Annotated in this window: 18 protein-coding genes; 13 read left to right on the top strand and 5 right to left on the bottom strand. The window is 67.1% G+C overall.

From position 1 onward, the window contains the following. Position 1: 1 nt before the first annotated feature. On the bottom strand, positions 2-1177 hold the full coding sequence (locus tag NA3_RS30930) for an ROK family protein (RefSeq protein WP_063917832.1): 1176 nt from the start codon (positions 1175-1177) through the stop codon (positions 2-4). A gap of 78 nt (positions 1178-1255) precedes the next feature. Beyond that, positions 1256-1450: a hypothetical protein gene (locus NA3_RS37245; RefSeq protein WP_128145619.1), complete on the bottom strand. Its 195-nt coding sequence runs from the start codon at positions 1448-1450 to the stop codon at positions 1256-1258. 64 nt (positions 1451-1514) lie between these two features. On the opposite strand from NA3_RS37245, the gene NA3_RS30925 reads away from it, so the two are divergent. From NA3_RS30925 to NA3_RS30915, 3 genes are all read left to right on the top strand, one after another. Then, complete coding sequence (locus tag NA3_RS30925; protein ID WP_062967702.1) at positions 1515-2501, top strand: TauD/TfdA dioxygenase family protein; 987 nt, start codon at positions 1515-1517, stop codon at positions 2499-2501. Positions 2502-2646: 145 nt separating this feature from the next. After that, a complete protein-coding gene (locus tag NA3_RS30920) occupies positions 2647-4107 on the top strand; it encodes an NAD-dependent succinate-semialdehyde dehydrogenase (RefSeq protein WP_128145620.1) in 1461 nt (486 codons plus the stop codon). A 22-nt stretch (positions 4108-4129) separates the two neighbouring features. Further along, on the top strand, positions 4130-5074 hold the full coding sequence (locus NA3_RS30915; RefSeq protein WP_062967842.1) for a zinc-binding dehydrogenase: 945 nt from the start codon (positions 4130-4132) through the stop codon (positions 5072-5074). Positions 5075-5113: 39 nt separating this feature from the next. On the opposite strand, the gene NA3_RS30910 is transcribed toward NA3_RS30915, so the two are convergent. Together NA3_RS30910 and NA3_RS30905 are read right to left on the bottom strand one after the other, a co-directional pair. Further along, the gene (locus tag NA3_RS30910) at positions 5114-5992 is read right to left on the bottom strand and encodes a TIGR03854 family LLM class F420-dependent oxidoreductase (protein ID WP_062967840.1); all 879 of its coding nucleotides are present in this window, start codon (positions 5990-5992) and stop codon (positions 5114-5116) included. A 112-nt stretch (positions 5993-6104) separates the two neighbouring features. After that, the gene (locus NA3_RS30905) at positions 6105-6557 is read right to left on the bottom strand and encodes a DUF6325 family protein (RefSeq protein ID WP_062967700.1); all 453 of its coding nucleotides are present in this window, start codon (positions 6555-6557) and stop codon (positions 6105-6107) included. A gap of 330 nt (positions 6558-6887) precedes the next feature. Here NA3_RS30905 and NA3_RS30900 point away from each other — a divergent pair, with 330 nt between their 5' ends. The 10 genes from NA3_RS30900 to NA3_RS37240 all read left to right on the top strand — a co-directional run bounded on the left by NA3_RS30900 (position 6888) and on the right by NA3_RS37240 (position 20577). Then, entirely contained in the window at positions 6888-7820 is a 933-nt protein-coding gene (locus NA3_RS30900; protein WP_062967699.1) for a hypothetical protein, read from the top strand. 196 nt (positions 7821-8016) lie between these two features. Then, a complete protein-coding gene (locus tag NA3_RS30895; RefSeq protein WP_062967838.1) occupies positions 8017-8541 on the top strand; it encodes a cysteine dioxygenase in 525 nt (174 codons plus the stop codon). 44 nt (positions 8542-8585) lie between these two features. After that, positions 8586-8978: a rhodanese-like domain-containing protein gene (locus NA3_RS30890; RefSeq protein WP_062967697.1), complete on the top strand. Its 393-nt coding sequence runs from the start codon at positions 8586-8588 to the stop codon at positions 8976-8978. A 161-nt stretch (positions 8979-9139) separates the two neighbouring features. Continuing rightward, positions 9140-10204, top strand: a complete 1065-nt coding sequence (locus NA3_RS30885) for a hypothetical protein (protein WP_062967695.1) — start codon at positions 9140-9142, stop codon at positions 10202-10204. A 616-nt stretch (positions 10205-10820) separates the two neighbouring features. Continuing rightward, positions 10821-12317: a flavin-dependent monooxygenase QhpG gene (qhpG, locus tag NA3_RS30880; RefSeq protein WP_062967693.1), complete on the top strand. Its 1497-nt coding sequence runs from the start codon at positions 10821-10823 to the stop codon at positions 12315-12317. Positions 12318-12366: 49 nt separating this feature from the next. Then, complete coding sequence (locus NA3_RS30875) at positions 12367-12987, top strand: hypothetical protein (protein ID WP_062967691.1); 621 nt, start codon at positions 12367-12369, stop codon at positions 12985-12987. After that, positions 12988-14265 carry a cation:proton antiporter gene (locus NA3_RS30870; RefSeq protein WP_062967689.1) on the top strand — a complete coding sequence of 426 codons (1278 nt, stop codon included), beginning with the start codon at positions 12988-12990 and terminating at the stop codon, positions 14263-14265. It abuts the gene before it with no gap. Between the two features lie 265 nt (positions 14266-14530). Further along, positions 14531-15814, top strand: coding sequence for a cytochrome P450 family protein (locus tag NA3_RS30865; RefSeq protein WP_372464293.1), 1284 nt, complete (start codon positions 14531-14533; stop codon positions 15812-15814). A 346-nt stretch (positions 15815-16160) separates the two neighbouring features. Further along, on the top strand, positions 16161-18263 hold the full coding sequence (locus NA3_RS30860; protein WP_128145621.1) for a tyrosine-type recombinase/integrase: 2103 nt from the start codon (positions 16161-16163) through the stop codon (positions 18261-18263). Positions 18264-18567: 304 nt separating this feature from the next. Then, on the top strand, positions 18568-20577 hold the full coding sequence (locus tag NA3_RS37240) for a hypothetical protein (protein ID WP_128145622.1): 2010 nt from the start codon (positions 18568-18570) through the stop codon (positions 20575-20577). Positions 20578-20926: 349 nt separating this feature from the next. On the opposite strand, the gene NA3_RS30850 is transcribed toward NA3_RS37240, so the two are convergent. Continuing rightward, positions 20927-21330 (bottom strand): hypothetical protein (locus NA3_RS30850; RefSeq protein WP_218021925.1); only part of this gene is annotated, 404 nt, incomplete at its 5' end.

Raw genomic sequence — 21330 nt, 5'->3', positions numbered from 1 at the left:
GTCACACTCGGGTGTTCGTGCGGGCGCCGAAGCCCTCCGCTGCGACGGCGAGCGGATCGGCGTAGAGACGATGCAGCAGCACCGCCGCGGCGGCTGTCTCCAGCGGGCGGTGGGGAAACGAGGTGCCGATGATGCGGTGCCGGGCCGAACGCACCTGCGCTCGCGCGGCGATCGCGTCGAAGTAGGTGGCGCGCACGGCCGGCAGGCCGGTGAATGCCCGGTCGGTGATGATCAGCGTCTCCGGATTCAGCACATCGAGCAGTGCGGCGGCCACCGTGGCGAGTCCGCGCGCCCGATCCTCGAACAGGGCGTGGGCCCGCGGATCGGTTTCGGCGGCGGCGATGAGCGCCGGAATCGTGGGCTCCGCGAGAAGCCCCGATCCGGCCGCGCGCCTTTCGAGCGCGCGGTCGGAATAGGCGTCGAGCGGGCCCGGGCCACCCGGGCCGAGGTCGGACGGAACGAGCGTGGCCAGCGAGCCGGCCGAGGAACCGGGGCCGTAGTGGACGCGCCCGTCGACGGCGAAGGCCGCATCGATCACATTGCCGACGAACAGCACGGCGGCCGAGGCGTCGAAATCCAGAGCGCCGAACAGTTGTTCCGCGTGCACCATCGCACGGGCGTGGCTGTCGAGTTCCACCGGCAGGCCGGTGAGCCGCACCAGCACGTCCCGGACGAGCGTGTCCTCCAGGCGCAGCAGCGGATGGGACAGCACCACGCCGGCTTCCGGGTCGACCCAGCCGCCGGTGGCGACCCCGACCCCGGACAAGCGGGTGTCGTCCGGGAGGTCGCGGCGCAGCGCGGCGAGTGCGGCGGCCGCGTCGGCTACCAGATCCGCCCCCTCGAGGGTGCGGTGCGGAATCAGCGCACTCGAGACGATCGTGCCGGCGATGTCGACCACCGCCACCCTGGTCTGGATGGCCGCGAAATGGATGGCCGCCACCGCGTTCCGGCGATCGAGTTCGAGCGGCGAATGCGGCCGGCCCACCCGCTGCGAGCGGTCCACCGGGGGCGCTTCGCGCAGCAGACCCACTTCGAGCAGCGCCCGGGTCCGACTCGTCACCGTCGCCGGTGACAGCCCCGCGTGGGCGGCGACCACCGAACGCGATGCGCCACCCAATGTCAAGATCGCGCGAAGTACCGCACCCGCGGCCGTCGGCCACCCTCTCGCCGGTCTCATAGGCCTCGGTCCCCGTCTGGTCCCCGGATGTCTCCGGCCGAGACTACGAGACCGGGCGACGTTCGGCACCGTTCCGCATCAGCGTGATCCGAACTCGGGCACATCGGCCGAGCGGCGCGCCGGGATGCCATTGTAGAACCGCCCGGAATTTCTTTGCCGGGAAAAATAAATAACGCGGATATTTGAAATCACGACGACGGCAACAAGTGCGGCGGAAGAGGTTCCGAAATTATCATCGAAACCGCCGTGGGACCGAAAGATATTGTGCCCCACGGTATCTCCGCACCAATGGCGACTCTCGGCCCGGGTGCATTCGAATGCGATGGAGTGTAGTGAAATGACACTGGCTGTCGAAAAGAACGAAACGACCGAAGGTAATGACGGCGCTTTCACCGTGCATCGGGTGGCCGGGCATATCGGCGCGGAAATCGGTGGACTGGATCTGAGCAAGCCACTCGACGACGAGACCGTCGCGCGGCTGCGCCGCAAGCTGCTGAAGTACAAGGTGCTGTTCTTCCGCGACCAGCACCTCGGCCACGCCGAGCAGATCGAGTTCGGCCGCCGCTTCGGCGAACTCACCCACGCGCACCCGCACGAGGACGCGCCGCCCAGCGATGCCCCGCAGATCCTGACCATCGATCCCCAGGTTTACGAGCGGCGCTACGGCTCGGCACGACCGGACTCCCAGGAGCGCCAGTACAGCTACTACAGCGGCTGGCACACCGATGTGACCGCCTCGGTGAACCCGCCCGCCATCTCCATTCTCCGCTCGGAGGTGGTCCCCGAATTCGGCGGCGACACCACATGGACGAATCTCGTTGCGGCATACGAGGGTTTGTCCGAGCCGTTGCGTGCGTTCGCCGACGGGCTCACCGCGGTGCACCGGTTCTCGGCGGGCCGCAGGTTCGACGACAACGAGGCCTACGCCCGCCGGATCAACGACAATCTGCTGATCTCGGAACATCCGGTGGTGCGGGTGCATCCCGAAACCGGTGAGCGGGCACTGTTCGTCAACCCCGGCTTCACCGATCACATCGCCGGGCTGTCTCCCGTCGAGAGCGCCAAGATCCTCGACCTGTTCTTCGGCCACCTCAGCAGCCCCCGGTACACGGTCCGGTTCCGCTGGGACGCCCACAGCGTCGCCGTCTGGGACAACCGCTCGACCGCCCACCTCGGCCCCCAGGACCTCGGCCACCTCGACGTGACCCGGACCCTGCACCGGGTCACCGTGGTCGGCGACCGCCCGGTGGGCCCGGACGGCTTCGTCTCGCAGATCATCGCGGGCGAGGAGTTCACCACCGACGCCCACGTCAAGGTCTCCTGAGGGATCGGCGGCCCACCCCGGCCGGTGGGCCGCCGCAGCCTCGGGGATCCCGGCGGATGTTTCGTGCGCCGTGGGCGGGTAGCCACCCCTCGAGACCGACCGACACCGACCGAGTCGGATTCCGTCGTACGAGGAGTGGTGACCGATGACCTCGACCAATGTCCAGCCGATGAGCGCCTCGGGTCCCGACGCCGAACCGTTCGAGACGGTCGACGCCTATACCGGCGAAACCCTTGCCGAACTGCCCTATCTGGCGACCGAGCAACTCGATGCCCTGCTCGAACGCGCGGACGACGCCTATCGGTCGTGGCGCGCGACACCGATCGAGCAGCGTGCACGAGTGGTGTCCGCCGCGGCCGATCTGATGCGCGAACGCAAGGACGACCTCGCCCGGCTGATCACCCGCGAAATGGGCAAACGCATTTCCGAGAGCGAATTCGAAGTCGACCTCGCGGCGAGTATTCTGCAGTACTACGGCGAGAACGGACCGCGCATCCTGGAGCCCACCGCACTGCCGGTCGAGGAGGGCGAAGCACAGATCGTCAACGCACCGCTGGGGGTGCTGCTGGGCATCGAGCCGTGGAACTTCCCGCTCTATCAGGTGGTGCGGTTCGCGGCGCCGAATCTGGTGCTGGGCAACACGATTCTGCTCAAACACGCGAAGATCTGCGCGCTCACCGCGCTCGAACTGCAGAAGATCTTCACCGACGCCGGCGCGCCCGAAGGTGTCTACACCAACGTCTTCCTGCGGATCTCGGACGTCGAGCACGTCCTCGCCCACCCTGCTGTCCAGGGCGTATCCCTCACCGGCAGCGATGCGGCCGGGGCCTCGGTGGCCGAGATCGCCGGGCGGCACGTGAAGAAGTGCGTGCTCGAACTGGGCGGCAGCGACCCCTTCATCGTGCTCGACGCCGACGATCTGGACGACACGATCGATGCGGCGACCACCGGGCGGCTGGCGAACACCGGTCAAAGTTGTGTTGCCGCAAAGCGCTTCATCGTCCCGGACGAGCTGTGCGACCGCTTCGTGGCCGGTCTGGCCGAGCGGTTCGGCGCACTGCGACCGGGCGACCCGTCGGATCCGGAGACCACACTCGGACCGCTGTCCTCCCCGAAGGCCGCCGAGGACCTGCTGGAACAGGTTCAGGATGCCCGCGAGAAGGGCGCCACGGTGGTCACCGGCGGCGGCCGCCCCGACGTACCGACGCCGGGACGCCGGGACGCGTTCGTCGACGCGACGGTGCTGACCGATGTCACGCCCGATATGCGGGCCTATTCCGAGGAGCTGTTCGGGCCGGTCGCGGTGGTGTACCGCGTCGGTGACGAACGCGAGGCGATCGAGCTGGCGAACACCTCGAAGTTCGGGCTCGGCGCCACCGTGTACAGCAGTGACCCGGACCGCGCGCGAGCGGTGGCCGAGCAGATCGACAGCGGCATGGTGTGGATCAACCATCCGACCTCCTCGCAGGCCGATCTGCCCTTCGGCGGGGTGAAGCAGTCCGGCTTCGGTCGCGAACTGTCCGAACTCGGCATGTTCGGCTTCGCCAATCGCAAACTGATTCGCTCCCTGCCCCGCAAGACCGCATCCGCCGGTGTCGCGGGCTGACCATTCGAAGGAGGAGATGCGCATGCGTGCAGCGGTGCTGCGGGAATTCGGTGGTCCGGAAGCACTCACGGTTCGAGACGTCGACACACCACGGCCGGGACCGGGTGAGGTGCTGGTGCGAGTCCGGGCGTCGAGCGCGAACCCGGTGGACGGGATCATCCGCCGGGGACTGGCGAATCCGAACTTGCCACTGCCCGCCGTGCTCGGCAGCGATGTCGCCGGAGAGGTGGAGCGGGTCGGCGACGGCGTCACCGACGTGGCGGTCGGCGACGCCGTGTACTACACCTCGGAACTGGCCTCGGGTGGCGGCGCCTATGCCCAGTACCACGTGGCGGCCGCGTCGATCGTGGCGCCGAAACCCACCAGCCTGTCGTTCGCGGAGGCCGCCGCGATCCCGCTGGCCGGGGGAACCGCCTGGGAGGCGATCGTGCGCCGGCTCGCCGTGCGTCCGGGGCAGACCGTGCTGGTACACGGTGGATCCGGCGGTGTCGGCACGTTCGCGGTGCAGTTCGCCCGCGTTGCCGGCGCCGCGGTGCTGGCTACCGCGGGGGCCGACCATCACCAGTTGCTGCGGGATCTCGGCGCGACCCCGATCGACTACAAGAGCGAGGACTTCGTCCAGGTGGCCCGGGCGCACACCGACGGCGCCGGCGTCGACGCGGTGCTCGACACGGTGGGCGGCGAGAACGTCGGCCGCAGCTGCGCGGCTACTCGTGACGGCGGACGCATCGCCACCATTCTCGGGCCGGAGGGCCGGCTCGACGATCTCTACCAGCGCAACCAGACGCTCTACGGCATCTTCCTCAGCCGGGAACGCCGCCGGCTCACCGAGATGACTCCGCTGTTCGAGCGCGGCCTCGTCCATCCGCGGATCGCGAAGGCGATGCCGCTCGACGACATCGTCGCGATCCACGAACGGCTGGACGAGGGGCACAACGCGGGCAAGCTCGTCATCGACGTGCCCTGATGCCTTCCGGCCCTGCGCACGGCTTCGCCCGGACCGTCCTCAGTTCTGACGCGGCAGTAGTTCGCTGACGAACCGGTCCACGAATTCCGCCGATATCGTGCCGTCGGCCGGCACCACCACGAATTTGCTCAGTCCGACCGCGAGGTACCCGTCCACGAGCCGGTGCAGGTCCGCCCAGCTTCCGGCGATCACATCGCCCGGATCGGTGCCCGACCGCTGCGCGCCGATCCGTGCCGCCAGGTCGGCCGGGATGCCGTTCTCCGCGAGCAGCAGCGTGATGCCGAAGTGATCGGCTTCGATCTCCCGGCCCGCCGCGGCCGCCGCCGCGTTGATCGCCGTGACCCCTGCGGCGGCCTCGGCCGGGGTCACGAAGCTACCGAGCCAGCCGTCGCCGTATCGGCCGATGCGGCGGAAGGCGCCCGGCGCGCGACCACCGAGCCAGATGTCGAGTGGGCGGACCGGCCGCTTACCCACCGTCGCCCCGCGAACGGTGAAATAGTCGCCGTCGAAATCGACATCGTCGGCACGCAACACCGCTCGCAGCAGGCGCAGCGATTCGTCGAAGACCGCGCCGCGCGGCCCCGGCACCGGGAACAGATCCTGCTCGCCGGGCCCCGCCGGTCGCAGACCGAAGACCGGCAGCACCCGCTTCGGAGCCAAGGCGGCCAAGGACGCCAACTGCTTGGCGACGAGCACGGGATGGCGCCCCGGGAGAATCGCGACCGAGGTGCCGACCTTCAGGCGGCTCGTGCGCGCCAGCGCGAACGCCATCCCCACCGTCGGATCCACGGCCGGCGCGAAGACCAGTTCGGAGAACCACAGCGAATCGACTCGCGCGGCCTCGAGACGATCCACCAGCGCCGCCAGATCGTCCGGATCGGCTGCCGAACCCGTACCCACCCCGAACCGGATCTTCACCTCGCCATTGCTCACAAGCCTGCACAACAGCCGGCCCGGGATCGATATTTCGGCCGACCCCGGTGCCCTCATCTCGGCGCGGATCCCTGTCCTGGGCGCTGAATCGCCGGGTTCAGTTCTTGTCGTCGAGGCTGTCCAGGGTGGTCAGGATCGCCTCGACCGGGATGCGGCCGGCGGCGACGGTTTCGGCGCCGTTGCGCCGCAAGGCCTCCGACAGTGGTGCGGCCCAGGTGTTTTCGTAGATCAGAACGGCCGCCGAACGGCCGGGGTGCAGCGCGGCGCCCGCCTCGCGCAGATCGCCGTCGTCGAGTACACCCGTCGTCTCCTCGGCGAACAAGGCCACGCTCGCTTCGCACTCGAGCCCGATATCGGCGATATCGATGCCCGTCAGCGACCCGTCGCCCTCCTTCCGGAGGAACGCCAGATTCAGCACGCGGATGATGCCCCGGCCGACCAGATCGCGCAGCACCGGCAAGGCCGAGCCGTCCGGTGGGCGGCCCGCGGGAAACTCGATGACGAGATAGTCGATCGGTCCCATCTCATCGATACCGGCAGCACTGGTCATCCGAGCACCTCATCCCTGGCCGGATCACCGGTGTGATTCGGCGAGACAGCAGCTGACGCCACGCGGTCGACGACGAGCACATCGGCCACCGGCGTGACACCTAATGATTCGAAGCCGGGCCGCTCGCGGATAAACCGGAATCGATTCCGGCGCGAATGCCGTCGGACAGGGTGTCTCACGCGGGTACCCGAATCGTGTCATACCCCTGCGCCACAATCGCTTCCAGCAGTGCGGCGCTTCGTACCACGCGTCGTGCGGAGCCGGCTTCACAGAGTCCGAATCACACAGGGTTCGAATCACACACAGGAACCGAATCAGGGGGACCGACGGATGACGACCGAACTGGATCGGGTGCTGGAGACCGTGTCTTCCCTCGCCCACGAACGCGGGTACACCTGCAGACTCGTGCGTCCCGACCGCGTCCTGCTCTCGGGGCCGACCGTATTCACGCTGCCGCTCAACGAGATTCGGCGCCGGGTACGCACGCATCCCGTGGCCGCCTGGCCCGGGGTGGTGGCCGAGTGCATCGACGCCATCGCGGTCACCCTCGAGACGGACCGCGACGATCCGCTCGACTATTCCGATTTCGGTGTCATGCGACACCTGATCCGCACCCGGCTCTACGGCACCGCATCGGTGGGTTCCGACGGCGTGCGGCGGGTGGTCGCGCCCGGCCTGATCCAGCGCGTGCTGATCGACCGTGTGCACATGGTCGTGCCGGTCACCTACGCCATGCTGGCGCGCTGGCCGATCGGCGAATGGGAACTATTCCAGCTCGCCGAGGACAACGTACGGGGTGACGGCGGCGTCCACATCGACTCGGTCCATACCGCGACACTCGACACCGACGGTCTCGACCCGCCGACCGGCCCCGACTACCTCTTGCCGATCGCCCGGCTCAGGGGTCCGGAGTATCTGACCGCCCATGCCCGGTGGCTCGGCGACCACCCGGTGACCGGCCCGGAAGGCGCGGTGCTCACCATGCCCGCCAAGGAGTCGATCTACGCCTGCCCGGTCGCCGGTCCCGGACTCGCCACCTCGGTGGACGCACTCGCCGTACTCGCCACCATGCACGCCGACGACCCCTGGCCCGTCAACTCGAACGTGTACTGGTGGCGCGACGGTTGCCTCGATCTCGCCGCGACGACCTTCCGCCGCGACACCACCATCCACGTCGGCTACACCGACACCTACGTCCGCCACTGCACGCGCCTGGGCCTCGACGTACCACCCCGCACGGACATCCGCCGCGAGCATCCCTGACGCGAACCGAGTGCCCCCGCCCGGCGGCGCGCTCGGGCCCGAATCGCCAGTGTGACTTGGGAATCCGACCGGGCGTACCGACGCTCGGGCACCGACGCGGCGACACCACGGAATTTCGCTCACGGTGAGTCTGGATGGTGGCAAACCGCGTGTGGCGGCGAAGAATTCGCGTGACCGCGGTGTGGAAGGGGTAGTGGTGACGACGTCCGTGCCTGTGCGACTCGAGCACGCGAAAGACATTCATCCGGGCGTCGACGTGCCGCTGCTCCGCGATGCCGTGGTGGCGGAGCGCACGCTGTGGACACCCGCCGAACTGCACGAGCTCACCGCCGTGGTGGCGAGCGAACTGGCGACACCGCTGCTGGATATCGTGCGGTTCGACACCACCCGCCGCTGGTGGACCCGGCTCGCGCTGACGATGGGCGTGGAACTGTGGCTGCTGTCGTGGGCGCCCGGACAAGGCACCGAACCGCACGACCACGGGGGCGCGTCGGGATCGTTCACCGTCTCGATCGGTGAACTCGACGAGGACTACCGCTACCCCACCGGTCCCGTACGCTCGGCCGGCCGCCGGGCCGGCGACACGATCGCGTTCGGCCCCGAACGCGCCCACCAGCTGCACAACCGCAGCGCACGGCCGGCCACCACGGTGCACGCCTACTCGCCACCCCTGCGACCGGTCCGCGAATACCGGTCGCTGCGGGATTTCACCGGTGTGTGACCATGCCGGTAGCCCCCATCGCCCGATCGCCGAGGAGTGACGGTATGAGCGCCGAGGATCTGCTCGCCCAGGCACGCGCCGGATTGACCCGCGTCGAGCCCGTCACCGCCGCGCACCGGTTGGCCGGGGGCGCGCTCGTGGTCGACATCCGCCCGCACGCCGACCGCCTCGCCGAGGGCGAGATCCCCGGCGCGGTCGTCGTCGAGCGCATCGTGCTGGAATGGCGGCTCGACCCCGGCGGTTCGCATCGGCTCCCGGACCTGACGTCCGACACCGAAGTGATCATCGTCTGCAACGAGGGGTACGCCTCCAGTCTGGCCGCCGCCGACGCACAGCGTCTCGGACTGGCTCGGGCCACCGATCTGATCGGCGGGTTCCGGGCTTGGAAGGCGGCCGGCCTGCCGGTGGTCCCCGGTGGCACTCCCGCCGTCCCGTAGCAGCACCCGAAACCTCCTCCGCCGCATCACGTCTACCTCCCGATTCCCGGAATTCTTTCACCTGCAAACGATCTGGCTGAGAATGTAGAGGGGGAAACGGAATGACGAGGAGTGCGATGACCAGGTGTGCGCATTATGTCGGAAGTGTTCCAGCCGAGTTGATGACCGGGGATGCTGCGGTGCTGCAGTGGTTCGCCGATCGCAGTGCGGGCCATCCCGTGACCGGATTGCCTTGTGATCTGGATCCGGACTGGATCCTCGACTACCTTCGCCGGCGCAGAGAACACGAGGACGTCTTCGATGTCGTCCGCACCGGCGATTACTCCGACTACAGCGATTTCCCTAGCTACGGCCTGCGTCCGGGGGTGAAGCTGGAACCGCGGCACGTGGCGATGGACCGGCTCGATCGCATCGGCGCCGTGGTCGCCGCGTTCGACGAAGTACGTGCCGGGCGGCCCGAACTGGACGGGACGAGATTACAACTGAGCCAACCCAATCCGCTGGATCTGGCGATGTTCGTCTTCGCCGGTGCGGCGGTGTCGAACGGATTCCCGCTCGGTCCGGCCCTGCGCCGCTCCAATCTCATCGCGGCCGCGTTGCGGCATCTGCCGGTGTTCACCGAGGCCGCACTGCAAGAGATCGCGGAGGTGAACGCGCGCTACGGCGATCGCGTGGTCTGGCAGGTCGAATCACCGTTCGCGCTGCTGGGCATGGTCAAGGCCGACCAGTTGGGCGCCAAATGGGCGGCGGCGCCGCTGCTGGCTCGCCAGCTGGCCGGGGTACTCACCGGCATCCACGAGATCGGGGCACAGGCCGTGGTACACCTGTGCTACGGCGACTACCAGCACAAGGCGCTGCTCAGCCCGCGTTCGCTGGCGCCTGCGGTCACCCTGCTGAAACACACCGCACGTAAGCTGCGCGCAGACGGAACTCCCTTTCCGCCGGTGCACATTCCGTGCGCGTTCGGTGCCGAACCCGCGCCGCAGGACGCCGCGTTCTACGCACCCCTGCGCGGGCTGGACCCGGACTGGAACGTCATCGCGGGGGTGGTGTCACCGGATTCCGCCGACGACAGCGCGCAGGCCCTGCGACTGTTCGAACAGGCGGCCGGGCGCACCGCGTACGGCGTCGCGACCGCGTGCGGTCTCGGCCGCTGCAGTGTTGCGGACGCACAGCGCGCTGCCGAGACGACCGCGGCACTGACCGCCGAGACGACCACCGGATAGCACGACGGCGCGGTCCGCGGTGCCATGCGTCAGCGCCCTGACGCCGGCCCCGCGGCCCGGCCCGGGCATTTCCGTACCTCGTGCGCGTACCGCAAACTCGTTCGGCCGCAAGGATTCTGCGTCGCGCACCTTGCGACCAGGGCATACCCCGGAGGAGCCGCTGGAATCCGGCGGATGCCACGCGAGAACCGGACAAAGGCCTTACTCTGGATCAGTCGGTGGAAGTGGGGTGATGCCGGATGTGACCAACCGGGACCGCAACCCCGCCTTGGGCCGTCGTCACCGTCTCTTCCGCTCTGCTCGCCGAAAACCGGCACTCACCTCACGCAACGTCGCGTCGCCTGTCGTGACCCTAGCCGCGCATCACAGACAGCGGCATTCTCACACCTTCAACAGCTATCTTTTAGCTATCCACTCTCTGCATGAACTTGCATCCAAACTTGCTGTTTCCCTTGATGATTCAAGTACGACTGTTAAACTGATTTCCCGTGCGCCGAGTTCGAGTTAACAAGCGGCTACGGAGGTTTCGGAGTTTGTCGTAGGACATGCCATCCGGACTCGGTCCGGCAGCCGATCAGGCGCACCGTCCGTTCGTACGCAGTTCCAGGGAGTTGCTATGGGGAACAACGAAATTCCGCGCGTTCTGGTGGTAGGTGGAGGCCCGGCGGGGTCGACCGCCGCCGCACTGCTCGCACGGTCCGGAGTACAGGTGACCCTCCTGGAGCGGGATACGTTCCCGCGCTACCACATCGGAGAATCACTGCTCGCCTCGTGCCTGTCCACCCTGCGGATATCCGGCGCCTACGACAAGGTCGCCGCGCACGGCTTCCAGATCAAACGCGGCGGCTACTTCCAATGGCAGAACGACACCTGGTTGCTGGACTGGTCCAAGCTCGTCGATGCCGAGGCATGGTCCTGGCAGGTCGACCGGGCAGCTTTCGACGATTTGCTGCTGCGCAACGCCGCCGACCAGGGCGCCGAGGTCATCGAACAGGCGACCGTCAAGAACATCCTGTTCGACGGTGAGCGTCCGACCGCGGCGGAATGGGTCAAGGCCGGTGACGACACCGTCCACACCGCCGAATTCGACTTCCTCGTCGACGCCACCGGCCGAGACGGGTTGCTGGCCAAACACTTCGGCATGCGCCGCCAGCATCCGGCCTTCCGCAACGTCGCGATCTGGTCGTATTGGAAGGGCGCACACCTGCACCCGGACAGCCCGGAGGGCGCGATCAACGTGGTGTCGACCCAGGAGGGCGGCTGGTTCTGGAACATTCCGCTCGCCGACGGTCGTACCAGCGTCGGCTATGTGGTCTCGGCGCGGCTGGCCGCGGAAAAGCTGCGCGCGCACGATTCACGCCAGTCGTACTACCTGGAGACCATCCGGGAGAGCAAGCCGATGTGCGAGATGCTCGAGGGTGCGGAGCAGATCGCCGACGTGCGGGCCGAACAGGACTACTCCTATGTCGCCGACCGGTTCTGTGGCCCCGGCTACGTCCTCGTCGGCGATGCGGCGTGCTTCCTGGATCCATTGCTGTCCACCGGTGTTCACCTGGCGACCTATTCCGGGCTCGTGTCCGCGGCGGCGATCGCGACCACGTTGCGCGGTGAGATGTCCGAATCCGATGCGCTGGCGTACTACGAATACACCTATCGCCGCGGCTACACCCGGTTCCTCTCGCTGGTCTCGCGTATGTACGAGCACTACATCGGTTCCGAGGAGTACTTCGCGCACGCGCACAAGCTCACCGACGTCCACGACGGCGATTCGCCCGAGCAGTCGTTCACCCGGATCATGGCCGGCCTCACCGATGTCAGCGAGACCACGGGCGATCAGGACCGCACCGGCACCGAGGTCATCGTCGCCGAGGCGGAGCGCCTGCACACCGCCCCGGACACCGACGGGGTCAACATCAAGTACATGGGCGGCCTGGATATGTCGCCGGTCTGGGACCACTGGCGCGATCCGCTGTCCGACACCACGATGGGCGAGATCCGCATCACCACGGAACCGGTGTTCGGCCTGACCACCCGCCCGCGCTCGGACGCCGAGCGCGAGGCCGTGACGCTCCCGGTCCAACCGCCCCGCAAGGGCGCCGGCGCCGCCCTGTAGCGGTGACGTCACCAGGACTCCCGGTGCGAACCGAGACGTGGAGTCGACAGTGACCGTCACAGGATCCGTGCCCGGCCCGCTGAGCGAACCGACGCCCAGCGGGCCGGGCCCCCGGACGAATCCGGCCACGCAGATCGAGCGATTCCACCACCCCACAACCCGAAACCTGCTGTCGGGCACCGGCTTCACGACCACGGCGCTCGAGCACATCCTCGAGACGACGTTGAGCGTGCACGTCCTGCGCCAGCACCAGGTTCCGCCCCGAACACTGCCCACATTCATCGTCGAGGAACTCCGGCTGCGGGATGCCGACGGCGCGCTGGTCCGGCGCTCCCGTCTGGTCACCCCCGCGCTGGCGACCGTCTCGATCAATTACGTCGTGGCCGTGCCACAACCGGCGGCCGCCAGCGGCATCGACGATGTCCGGATGCCGATCGGCCACGGCTTGCTCACCCGCGGCCTGCCGCAGCGCCGCCGCCTGCTCTGGGCGGGCATCAGGCCGTGGCCGGACGGCCGGCCCAGCGCGGCCAGGGCGTACATCATGACGCTCGGCCGCCGTCCCGTGTGTTATATCCGCGAAGTTTTCCATCCCGCGGTCGTCCCACCCGCACACACGACCGGTCCAGTGCCGGAACCGGCTCTGCGAGACGATGTCTTCGAGGAGAATTGAGTGCCCGTTCCCACCATCACGGTCCTACTCGACGTGGTTCTCATCATGGCGGCCGCCCACCTGCTCGGCCGGCTCGCCGAAAAGATCGGGCAGCCACCGGTCATCGGCGAGATCGCGGCCGGAATCCTCGCCGGTCCCACCGTCATCGGACATCACCTGTCCGCCACCCTGTTTCCCGAAGCGGGACGCTCGTATCTGACGCTGCTCGCCAATATCGGGGTGGCCGTGTTCATGTTCGTCGCCGGTCTGGAACTCGATCGGGAGATCTTCCGCGGTGCCCGGCGTTCGATACCCGCGGTGTCGGCGGCGGCCTATGCGATTCCCTTCGCGCTGGGCAGCGTCGTCGCGATCACCGTGCTGGCACGCCACACCACCGGTAACCGGCTTCACTTCGCCCTGTTCGTCGGCTGTGCGATGGCGGTGACAGCTTTCCCGGTTCTGGCGCGAATCCTGCACGACCGCAAACTGGTTCGCACCGAGATCGGACAGCTCAGCCTGGCCTGCGCGGCGTTGGTCGACGTCGTGGCGTGGTCGGTCCTCGCCGTCGTGCTCGCACTCGCGCACCCGGGTGGCGTCCAGTGGCGGCTCGTCCTGCTCCTCCCGCTGGTCGGCCTGCTGTGGTGGTGCGTGCGACCGTTGCTGGCCCGGCTCTCGGAATCGGGCACCCAGCAGACGATGATCGTGCTCGGTGTGGGTGGTGCGCTCGGGCTCGCCGCGATCACCGAATGGATCGGATTGCACCTGATCTTCGGCGCTTTCGCCTTCGGTGTCGTGTTCCCGCGCGAACGCCGCCGGACGGTCGAGTCCGGTGTGCGAATTCTGTGCCTGCTGCTGATGCCCGGCTTCTTCGTGATCGCCGGGCTGGCCGTCGATCTCGGCTCGGTCGACGCGACGTCGATCGGTGAACTGATCGCGGTCATCGGTGTCGCGGTGGTGGGAAAGATCGGCAGCGTCTATGTCGCAGGCCGGCTGACCGGGATGCGGTCGCGAGCGGCCGCGGCCGTGGCAGCGTTGCTCAACACCCGAGGTCTGACCGAACTGGTGATTCTGAACGTGGGCTTGACGACGGGTCTCATCGGCACCCAGTTGTATTCGCTGCTGGTGATCATGGCCCTGGTGACGACCGCGTCGACGGCGCCGATGCTCCGTCTGCTCGGCATATCACGCGGCGACGACCTGTCGGCCCGTCCGCCGCACGCACCGGCTTCGGAGCACGACCCGAACCCGGGCCCCGTGACCGCCGCGGCACCGTCGCCCGATATGAGCGGAAAGCTCTGACCCCCAAGCACATCCGATCGACTCCCGACGCGGGTGGCCGCACCCCTACTCCCACGTTCGCAGACACCGTCGCCGCGTCGCTGCTATGTTGCTTGCGTGGGCGAACTGCCAGGCACCGCACGACAGGTCATCGAAGTCCGCAGATCTGTGGGCGTCGAGACGGTCCGGCACACAGTCTTCCTCGTACCGCCCATGTGAGTGCGACACGTGCCGCACCCGCCGAGCTCTCGTCGAATTCCTGTTCCACCCGTCTGGAGTCCCGTCTTTGACCACACCACCGTCCCCCCTCCCCGAGCCCTACACCACGGCAACCGGAATGTGCCCGGTCCAGCACGGCTCGCCCTTCGATGCCGACGACGACCGATTCCCGATGTACACAGCCGAATTCGTCGCCGATCCACACGCCGCCTATCGCGAGATGCGACGGCAGTACCCCTCTCTCGTTCCCGTCGAGCTCGCCCCCGGTGTGCCGGCCACCCTGGTCATCGACTATGCCGTCGCGGTTCGCATCCTCAACGACCCCGACCACTTCCCCTCCGATCCGCGCACCTGGCAGAAGACCATTCCGCAGGATTCACCCGTGCGCCCCATGATGGAGTGGTATCCGGCGGCCCGGTACAACACCGGTGCGCCCCACGCCCGCTACCGCGCTCCGTCGGTCGCCGCTATCGACCACATCGACCTCCACAGCGTGCCCGCGATCGTCGAAAGGGTTGCCGTTCCACTGGTCAACTCGTTCTGTGAGCAGGGATCCGCCGACCTCGTCATGCAGTACTCGTTCCCGCTCGTCCTCGAGGTCCTCAACCGGATGGTCGGCTGTCCCGCCGACATCGGGACCCGAGTCGCCAACGGCATGGCCGCCCGCTTCGACACCGTCCGGGGTCAGCAGGGAATGGACATGCTCAAGGAAGCGCTGATGGAACTCATCGCGTTCCGGCGCGAGCAGCCCGGCGACGACGTCACCTCACACCTGGCCCATCACCCGAACGGCCTCAACGATGTCGAGGTGTTCGCCCAGCTCATGTCCTTCTACGGCGCGGGCTTCGAGGCCCAGCGCAACCTCATCAACAATGCGCTGATGCTCATCCTCACCGATGAGCGATTCCGGTTCGGCGACATCCTCGGCCGCAATCTGTCCACCACCGACGCCCTCGACGAAATCCTGTTCAACGACCCGCCGATGGCCAACTTCTGCACGACCTATCCCCGGCAGCCGATCATGATCGACGGCGTGTGGCTGCCCGCCAACCAGCCGGTCCTGATCAGCCTCGCGGCATGCAACAACGATCCGAAGATCCGCGGCGAAGCGGCGAGCAGTATCGGCAACCGTTCGCATCTGGCCTGGAGCACCGGACCGCACGCCTGCCCCGCCAAATCGGTGGCCTACCTGACGGTCCAGAACGCCATCGACCAACTCTTCGACGCGCTCCCGGAGATTCAGTTGGCCGTCCCGGCCGCACAACTGGAATGGCGGCCCGGTCCGTTCCACCGCGCACTGGCCTCGTTGCCGGTCGTCTTCCCGAAGTCGCCGCCGCTGCCCGTGATGTAGCAACCACATCGCCCGGCCCGGGCGACCGCCGCGACGGTCGCCCGGCCGGGTGGCGACCGGCCCCATCCGGGTCGGGCCGTTCTGGGTGGGAAGTTGTGACCTCGGGGACGGCCTCTGCTATCTTCTCTGCAGTGCCTCACGCACCGGCCGGTGTAGTTTAGTGGTACAAAACCGTTCACATGCTCTGCGCCCCAACATCTTTCACTGTTTCCCCAGGTCAGCTGCCACGTTTGTGCCTGTGCCGCAACGAATGTTCCCCGTGAAATAGGCTTGGGGAACATCGGGGAACGTTCGGGGAACTCGCTCGCACCCCAGCTCACCCCATTCCGTGCCAGGTTTCGTTCGTGTGCGCGTCCCGATCTCGCGGGACAGCACCCGACACCGAGATTGCCGGAAGTTCACGAGATATTTTTTCGTCACCCTCGTTCTTCCGGCGTGTCGCAGAGTGCCAACGGTTGCCATATTCGGAGTCGAACCGGCCCGAACGACGCCTGCAACGAGTGGCGAGGCCGGCGGCCTGAGCGGCCGAACGCGCTTCGCTCCACTGAATAGCCTGGCAGCAACAGGTTTCAGCAATTCTGGACGATGGCTCGTGACGGTTGATGCGGGCGCCCAGCAGTGGCGGGCGGGCGTTTGTTGCGTGGCGGTGGGAGTCGTGGTTAAGCTGCGTTCGAGCCTGCGAGTGGTCCACCGCAGGGGCGTCGGAGGACGGGTACATCGGCGTGAATCGGCAGTAGCCGTGGAGTTTTCGCGCGTCGCGAAACCCGGCATTGCCTGTCCCCCATCACTCATGCGCGAACAGCGCTCGCGACGCCAGGAGGGCCACAGCCTCATGGGCCACGCCAATCCACGCAACGGATACTTCGAAGCCCGCTACCGCACCGCCCCGCGGCAGTTCCAGACACTGAAGGACCCCGTATCGGGTCGCGCGGTCAAGTTCAAGACCGCGGAGGAAGCCAAGCGCGCCGCTGATCGCGCGGAAATCGAATACGAACTACGCGAACGGCATTCGATCCCCGACACGCCATCGACGGCGATGGCGCCGGTGTCGCGAGTGCGGGTGCGGAACAGCGGTGGTGATCCGGGTGGCGAGTTGTTCTTCGACTACGCCGATCGCTGGTATCAGCGCCAGGACTTGGCCGAATCGACAATGCAGAACTACCGCTCGTACCTGGAATGCCACCTGCTGCCACACTTCGGCACCACCGCGCTGAATCGCATCGATGCCGACGCCATCGCGCGCTGGCAGCGTGATGAGCTTGAAGCCGGTCACGAACGCTCCTCCATCAACCAATGGCGCGGATTGCTGCACACGATCCTCGAAGACGCACGCACCGTCGACAAGTTGATCAACACCAACCACGCCAGTAAGAAGAGCGGTCGGGGACGACGCACGGCCCGCGCGGTCAGCCGACGCCCCGCAGGCGCCCTCATCACCGGACTGCAAGCCTTGCTTATCGCCGAGCGGATGGCACTGCTGTCCGGCCGCGACGACGAATTCGTCTGGCTGATCACCAAGCGCTACACCGGTATGCGCTCCGGAGAAATCCATGGCCTCGAAACCCGTTACCTCATCGACACTGGCCACCCCACCCGCCGCCAGCTTCGGGTGGAATGGCAACTCGCCGAAGTCCGATCCACCCTGATCCGCTGCCCACCCAAAGACGAATCACGCCGCGACATCGACCTGCCCCTTTTTCTGTGGGAGCTGCTCACCAACCACCTCACCCGCACCCAACCGCAACGCTGCGAGTGCCACGACAAGGTCTACGTCTTCCGTGGGAACACACGCCGGCGAGCCGTCGGAAACGCCAAAGGCGTCAATCTGGTCACTGTCGCCGGTATCGCCGGAGTCTCGGTGCGCAAAGCCCAACAGGCTTTCCAAGGCGCCGAAACCGTCGACGACGAAACGCGTGACCGTGTGTGGGCAGTCGCGGCCGACCTCGGTTACACCCCACGCCTGCCAGGCCAGGTCGCACCGCATTGGTCACGCAGCAGCTTCCGCGAATGGATCTACGCTCCGGCCGTCAGCGGCAAATACCCCCGTAACACCGGCCATCCGGAACGGCCCGTCCCGATCGCCGGAGTCCCATTCCCCGGCCTGCCGGTCAAAGGCCCCCACGCGGCCGAACGCGCCGACGCCTGCTGGACGCCGCTGATCAACGACATCCGCCCGCACCGCAACCGACACTCCATCCGTACCGACCTCGAAGAAGCCGGTGTTCCCAAAGTGCTGATCGATGAACGCATCGGTCACACCGACTCCAGCGTCCAAGCCAACTACACCCACGCCACCGACACCATGCGCGACCGCCTCTGTGACCACCTCACCACCATGTGGACCACCTCTCTCGACGCACGCCTCGCGTTGAGCCCGGCATCCCCGGTCACCGTCCTCAACGACCTCCTTCACACCCGCGCCCGCGCCCTCGGAGTACGAGCAGCGTGACCACTCATAGCCGAGGAAGGAGGTAATCGAGCAGACACGACACACAACCGAACCCGCGGTGCTGCTGCATGAACAGAGGGCTGCGGGTGAATGGGCAACGAAACAGAAAGGCCCCCAGCGGTAACTGAGGGCCCACACAACCCGAAGGCTGCTAGTGCATAGCGAGTCCCAGGGTAGCTCACCCATGCCCGCAACAACAACTGCGAACTCTCAGATTCGCAGAAGCAATGGTGCGCGCACGGAGACGGCGCTATCCACCCAAACCTCCTTTCCCGCTCCAGGTTTGCCTACCGGCGAGGTAGCTGTGCCGACGCATGCGCAGGCGCAGGCAGTGTTCGCGAGTCTGGCCCCGCTGCTGGCAGCGAAGCGGTCGATGCGCCTGTGGGATCCCCAACGGCGCCGGTTCAGCGATCACGCCCGTGCGCTCACCCTGCGCCTGCCCGCCCAGCCCGCAGCAGTGCCGCTATACCAGCGGCGGCGGACGCGGCTGCTGGGCTTAGACTTCGACACCAAACATCACCACAGCGCTGCCGTCGACGCCGACGTGGAGCTGTGTCTGAGCTGGATCAGCGAATGTGGCGGGCGTGCGATCACCGACCGCTCCACCAGCGGTGGCCGCCACATCCTGATTCCTCTGCCTCACGGCGTCGCACTCACCAAAAACAATGTCGAACCGATCGTGAGGTTGTTGGCCCAGCGGCTGCCCACCCTCGACATCACCCCCATGCTCAACGACGTCACCGGAGCGCTGACTCCGCCAGGATCTCGCTGCAAAGAAGGCGGCTACCGCCAACTCGACGGAGACCTCGACGAGGCCGTGACGGCCCTGTACACCCGCGCCGACCACGGCTTCCTCGGCCACCTCACACAGCTACTCGGCGCCACACCCCTGGCCCACTCCACGCCACCCCATCCCCGACCGCCGGCAGTCGTGGCCCGCGGTGCGGAGCTCTGGGAAGGCCAGGCAGACAACGCACGGCTACGCGCTGAATACCGCCGCCGTACACCCATGCCCACAGCGGTTGCTGCATTCGCAGAATATGGACAAGCTTCTGGCGATTCTCGGTGGCGAACCCCTGACGGTCGACTCGATCGCTCCGCCGCCCGCCAATCCGTACTCACTGCCGCAGTACTGCAAGGTATGTCACTCACCGACGTTCATGCCCAACTACCCGCTCAGGGTGGGACATGGGCTGGATTCGCGCGCGCTTACAGCCGGTACGGCCGCGCCGCCGCGGCGGCGCTACGCCGGGACTGGGACAGCGCTTGCCGGTGGGCGGCGGCAAACGCGCCAGAATTCCTGCCACCCACGCACAAGTATTCAGAGCACACAGGGGGGTCCAGGGGGGATCACCGACTTCACGCGAAAATCCACACCCGCTGGCTTGCGGCCGCGATCGCCTGGGCCGACCACGAACTGGCCCACTCGCCCCGGCGAGCCAACGCGGTGGCTGTCATGCAGGGCCTCGCCTACGCCTCAGCGGTGGGCGACGAAATCGTCCACGAGGTTCCCGTGGTTGAAGTGGGCGGGCGATCGCTGTCATTGATGGCGGGATCCATACCCGAGTCCACCGTATGGCAAATCCTGCGCGACATCCGCGAGGTACCCGGCGCCCCACTGCTACGGGTGAGACGGGGCGCTGGACTGCTCGCTGATCGCTACGCGCTGATAACCCCCCGAACTGGCGGCCGTCCCCTCCTTCCCAGCAACGCGCAGATCGCGCGAGCCAGAGTTGAGCCTGTCCACCCGGCGTGGACTGTCATTGGGATGCATCACCGTCGTCTTTACGAGGAAATCGTCCATCATGAGGTGACCGTCCCAGCCGACGCACTCATCGCCGCCCGCATGAGCCGTAGTGCTGGTTACAACGCTCTAGCCACCCTGGCCACCACCGGACTGATTGCCCGTTCCCGCAACTTCATCCGGCGTGGGTCCACCAGCCTCGACGACATCGCCCACGCCCACGCGATGCCCACCGCGCGCAGCGAACGTATCGCACGCCATCGGCGAGAGCGCGAGATCTGGTCTCGCTGGCTCGCTGCTCGATTCGGTACCGCCCCAGCGGAGCGCCACACACACCGCGCGTCGCGGGGCGATCGCGACATCGACGGCCACGACGTGCCCTCCTTCGTTGCCGCGGGCCCACCACCGCAAAATGGCGCTATCGCCACTATCCCGTGCCAACGGCGCCGAATATCGTGCGTCCACCGGGCTCGGGTCTCGCACACACTGGCTTCGGTGAACTGTTCGCACCAGTGCCTGATGCGGTTACAGCGTCGAACTCAGGCCGGCAACGCAGAACTTCCTCCTTGAACGATCCCAATCGTCGCCGCCTTCCTGCATCGCGAGGGCAGCTGGCAGCGCGCAATACCCTTGTTGCGCAGAGACGCTCGCCGTTAGCCCAAAGACGGCTACCGGCTACAGCACCGTCGCGGCGGCGACAATCACAACAACCATCAGCGGCGCCGTGCCGACGCGGTCCTTCCGGAATTCGACCTTGCAAACGCCATGGCCAACCTACTCAACTGAATGCACCCCCGTGGCTCGAAATCGGCGGCAAGAATGTAGTGTCTCGGCCTGATCTCACCGGGGCGCGAGTGTGGAACCGACCTCCTAACCGCCGCCCCTGCACGTGCCGAGGGGCATGGTGTCAACTTTCCGATTAGCAGCTGCCACCACCCTGCCCGATCCCCTCCGGCTGGGACGTCGGCGATGCATGCGCAGCGACTTCTTCGGATGCGGGCGCCGACTTAACAGCACGCGTGTTCACGGTGACCTCGGCCGGATCTTCCACGAGTGAGGCCGCCGATTTCATCGGGGCGACAACCGTTGACCGCCACCATGTGAGAATCCGGGTGGCCTGAAGGAGGCTGCGATTGTAGGTAAACAGTCGATGTGCCTTGGCGGTCCATGTTTTGTTGCACCAGTCGTCGAGAGCCATTCGTATCTGGTCGACTTGGTCGGTGGTGACGGTTTCGATGGACACCAGGTCGTCCCCCAAGACACGTGCCATCAGCCGCTTGAGGTGACGCGGACTGGGAATACGCGGCTGACCAGGCTTCTGTC

Source organism: Nocardia africana NBRC 100379, assembly GCF_001612635.1.
GTDB lineage: Bacteria > Actinomycetota > Actinomycetes > Mycobacteriales > Mycobacteriaceae > Nocardia > Nocardia africana.
The sequence above is the reverse complement of the archived record's forward strand: the minus strand, read 5'-3'. Positions and strand labels throughout refer to the sequence as shown.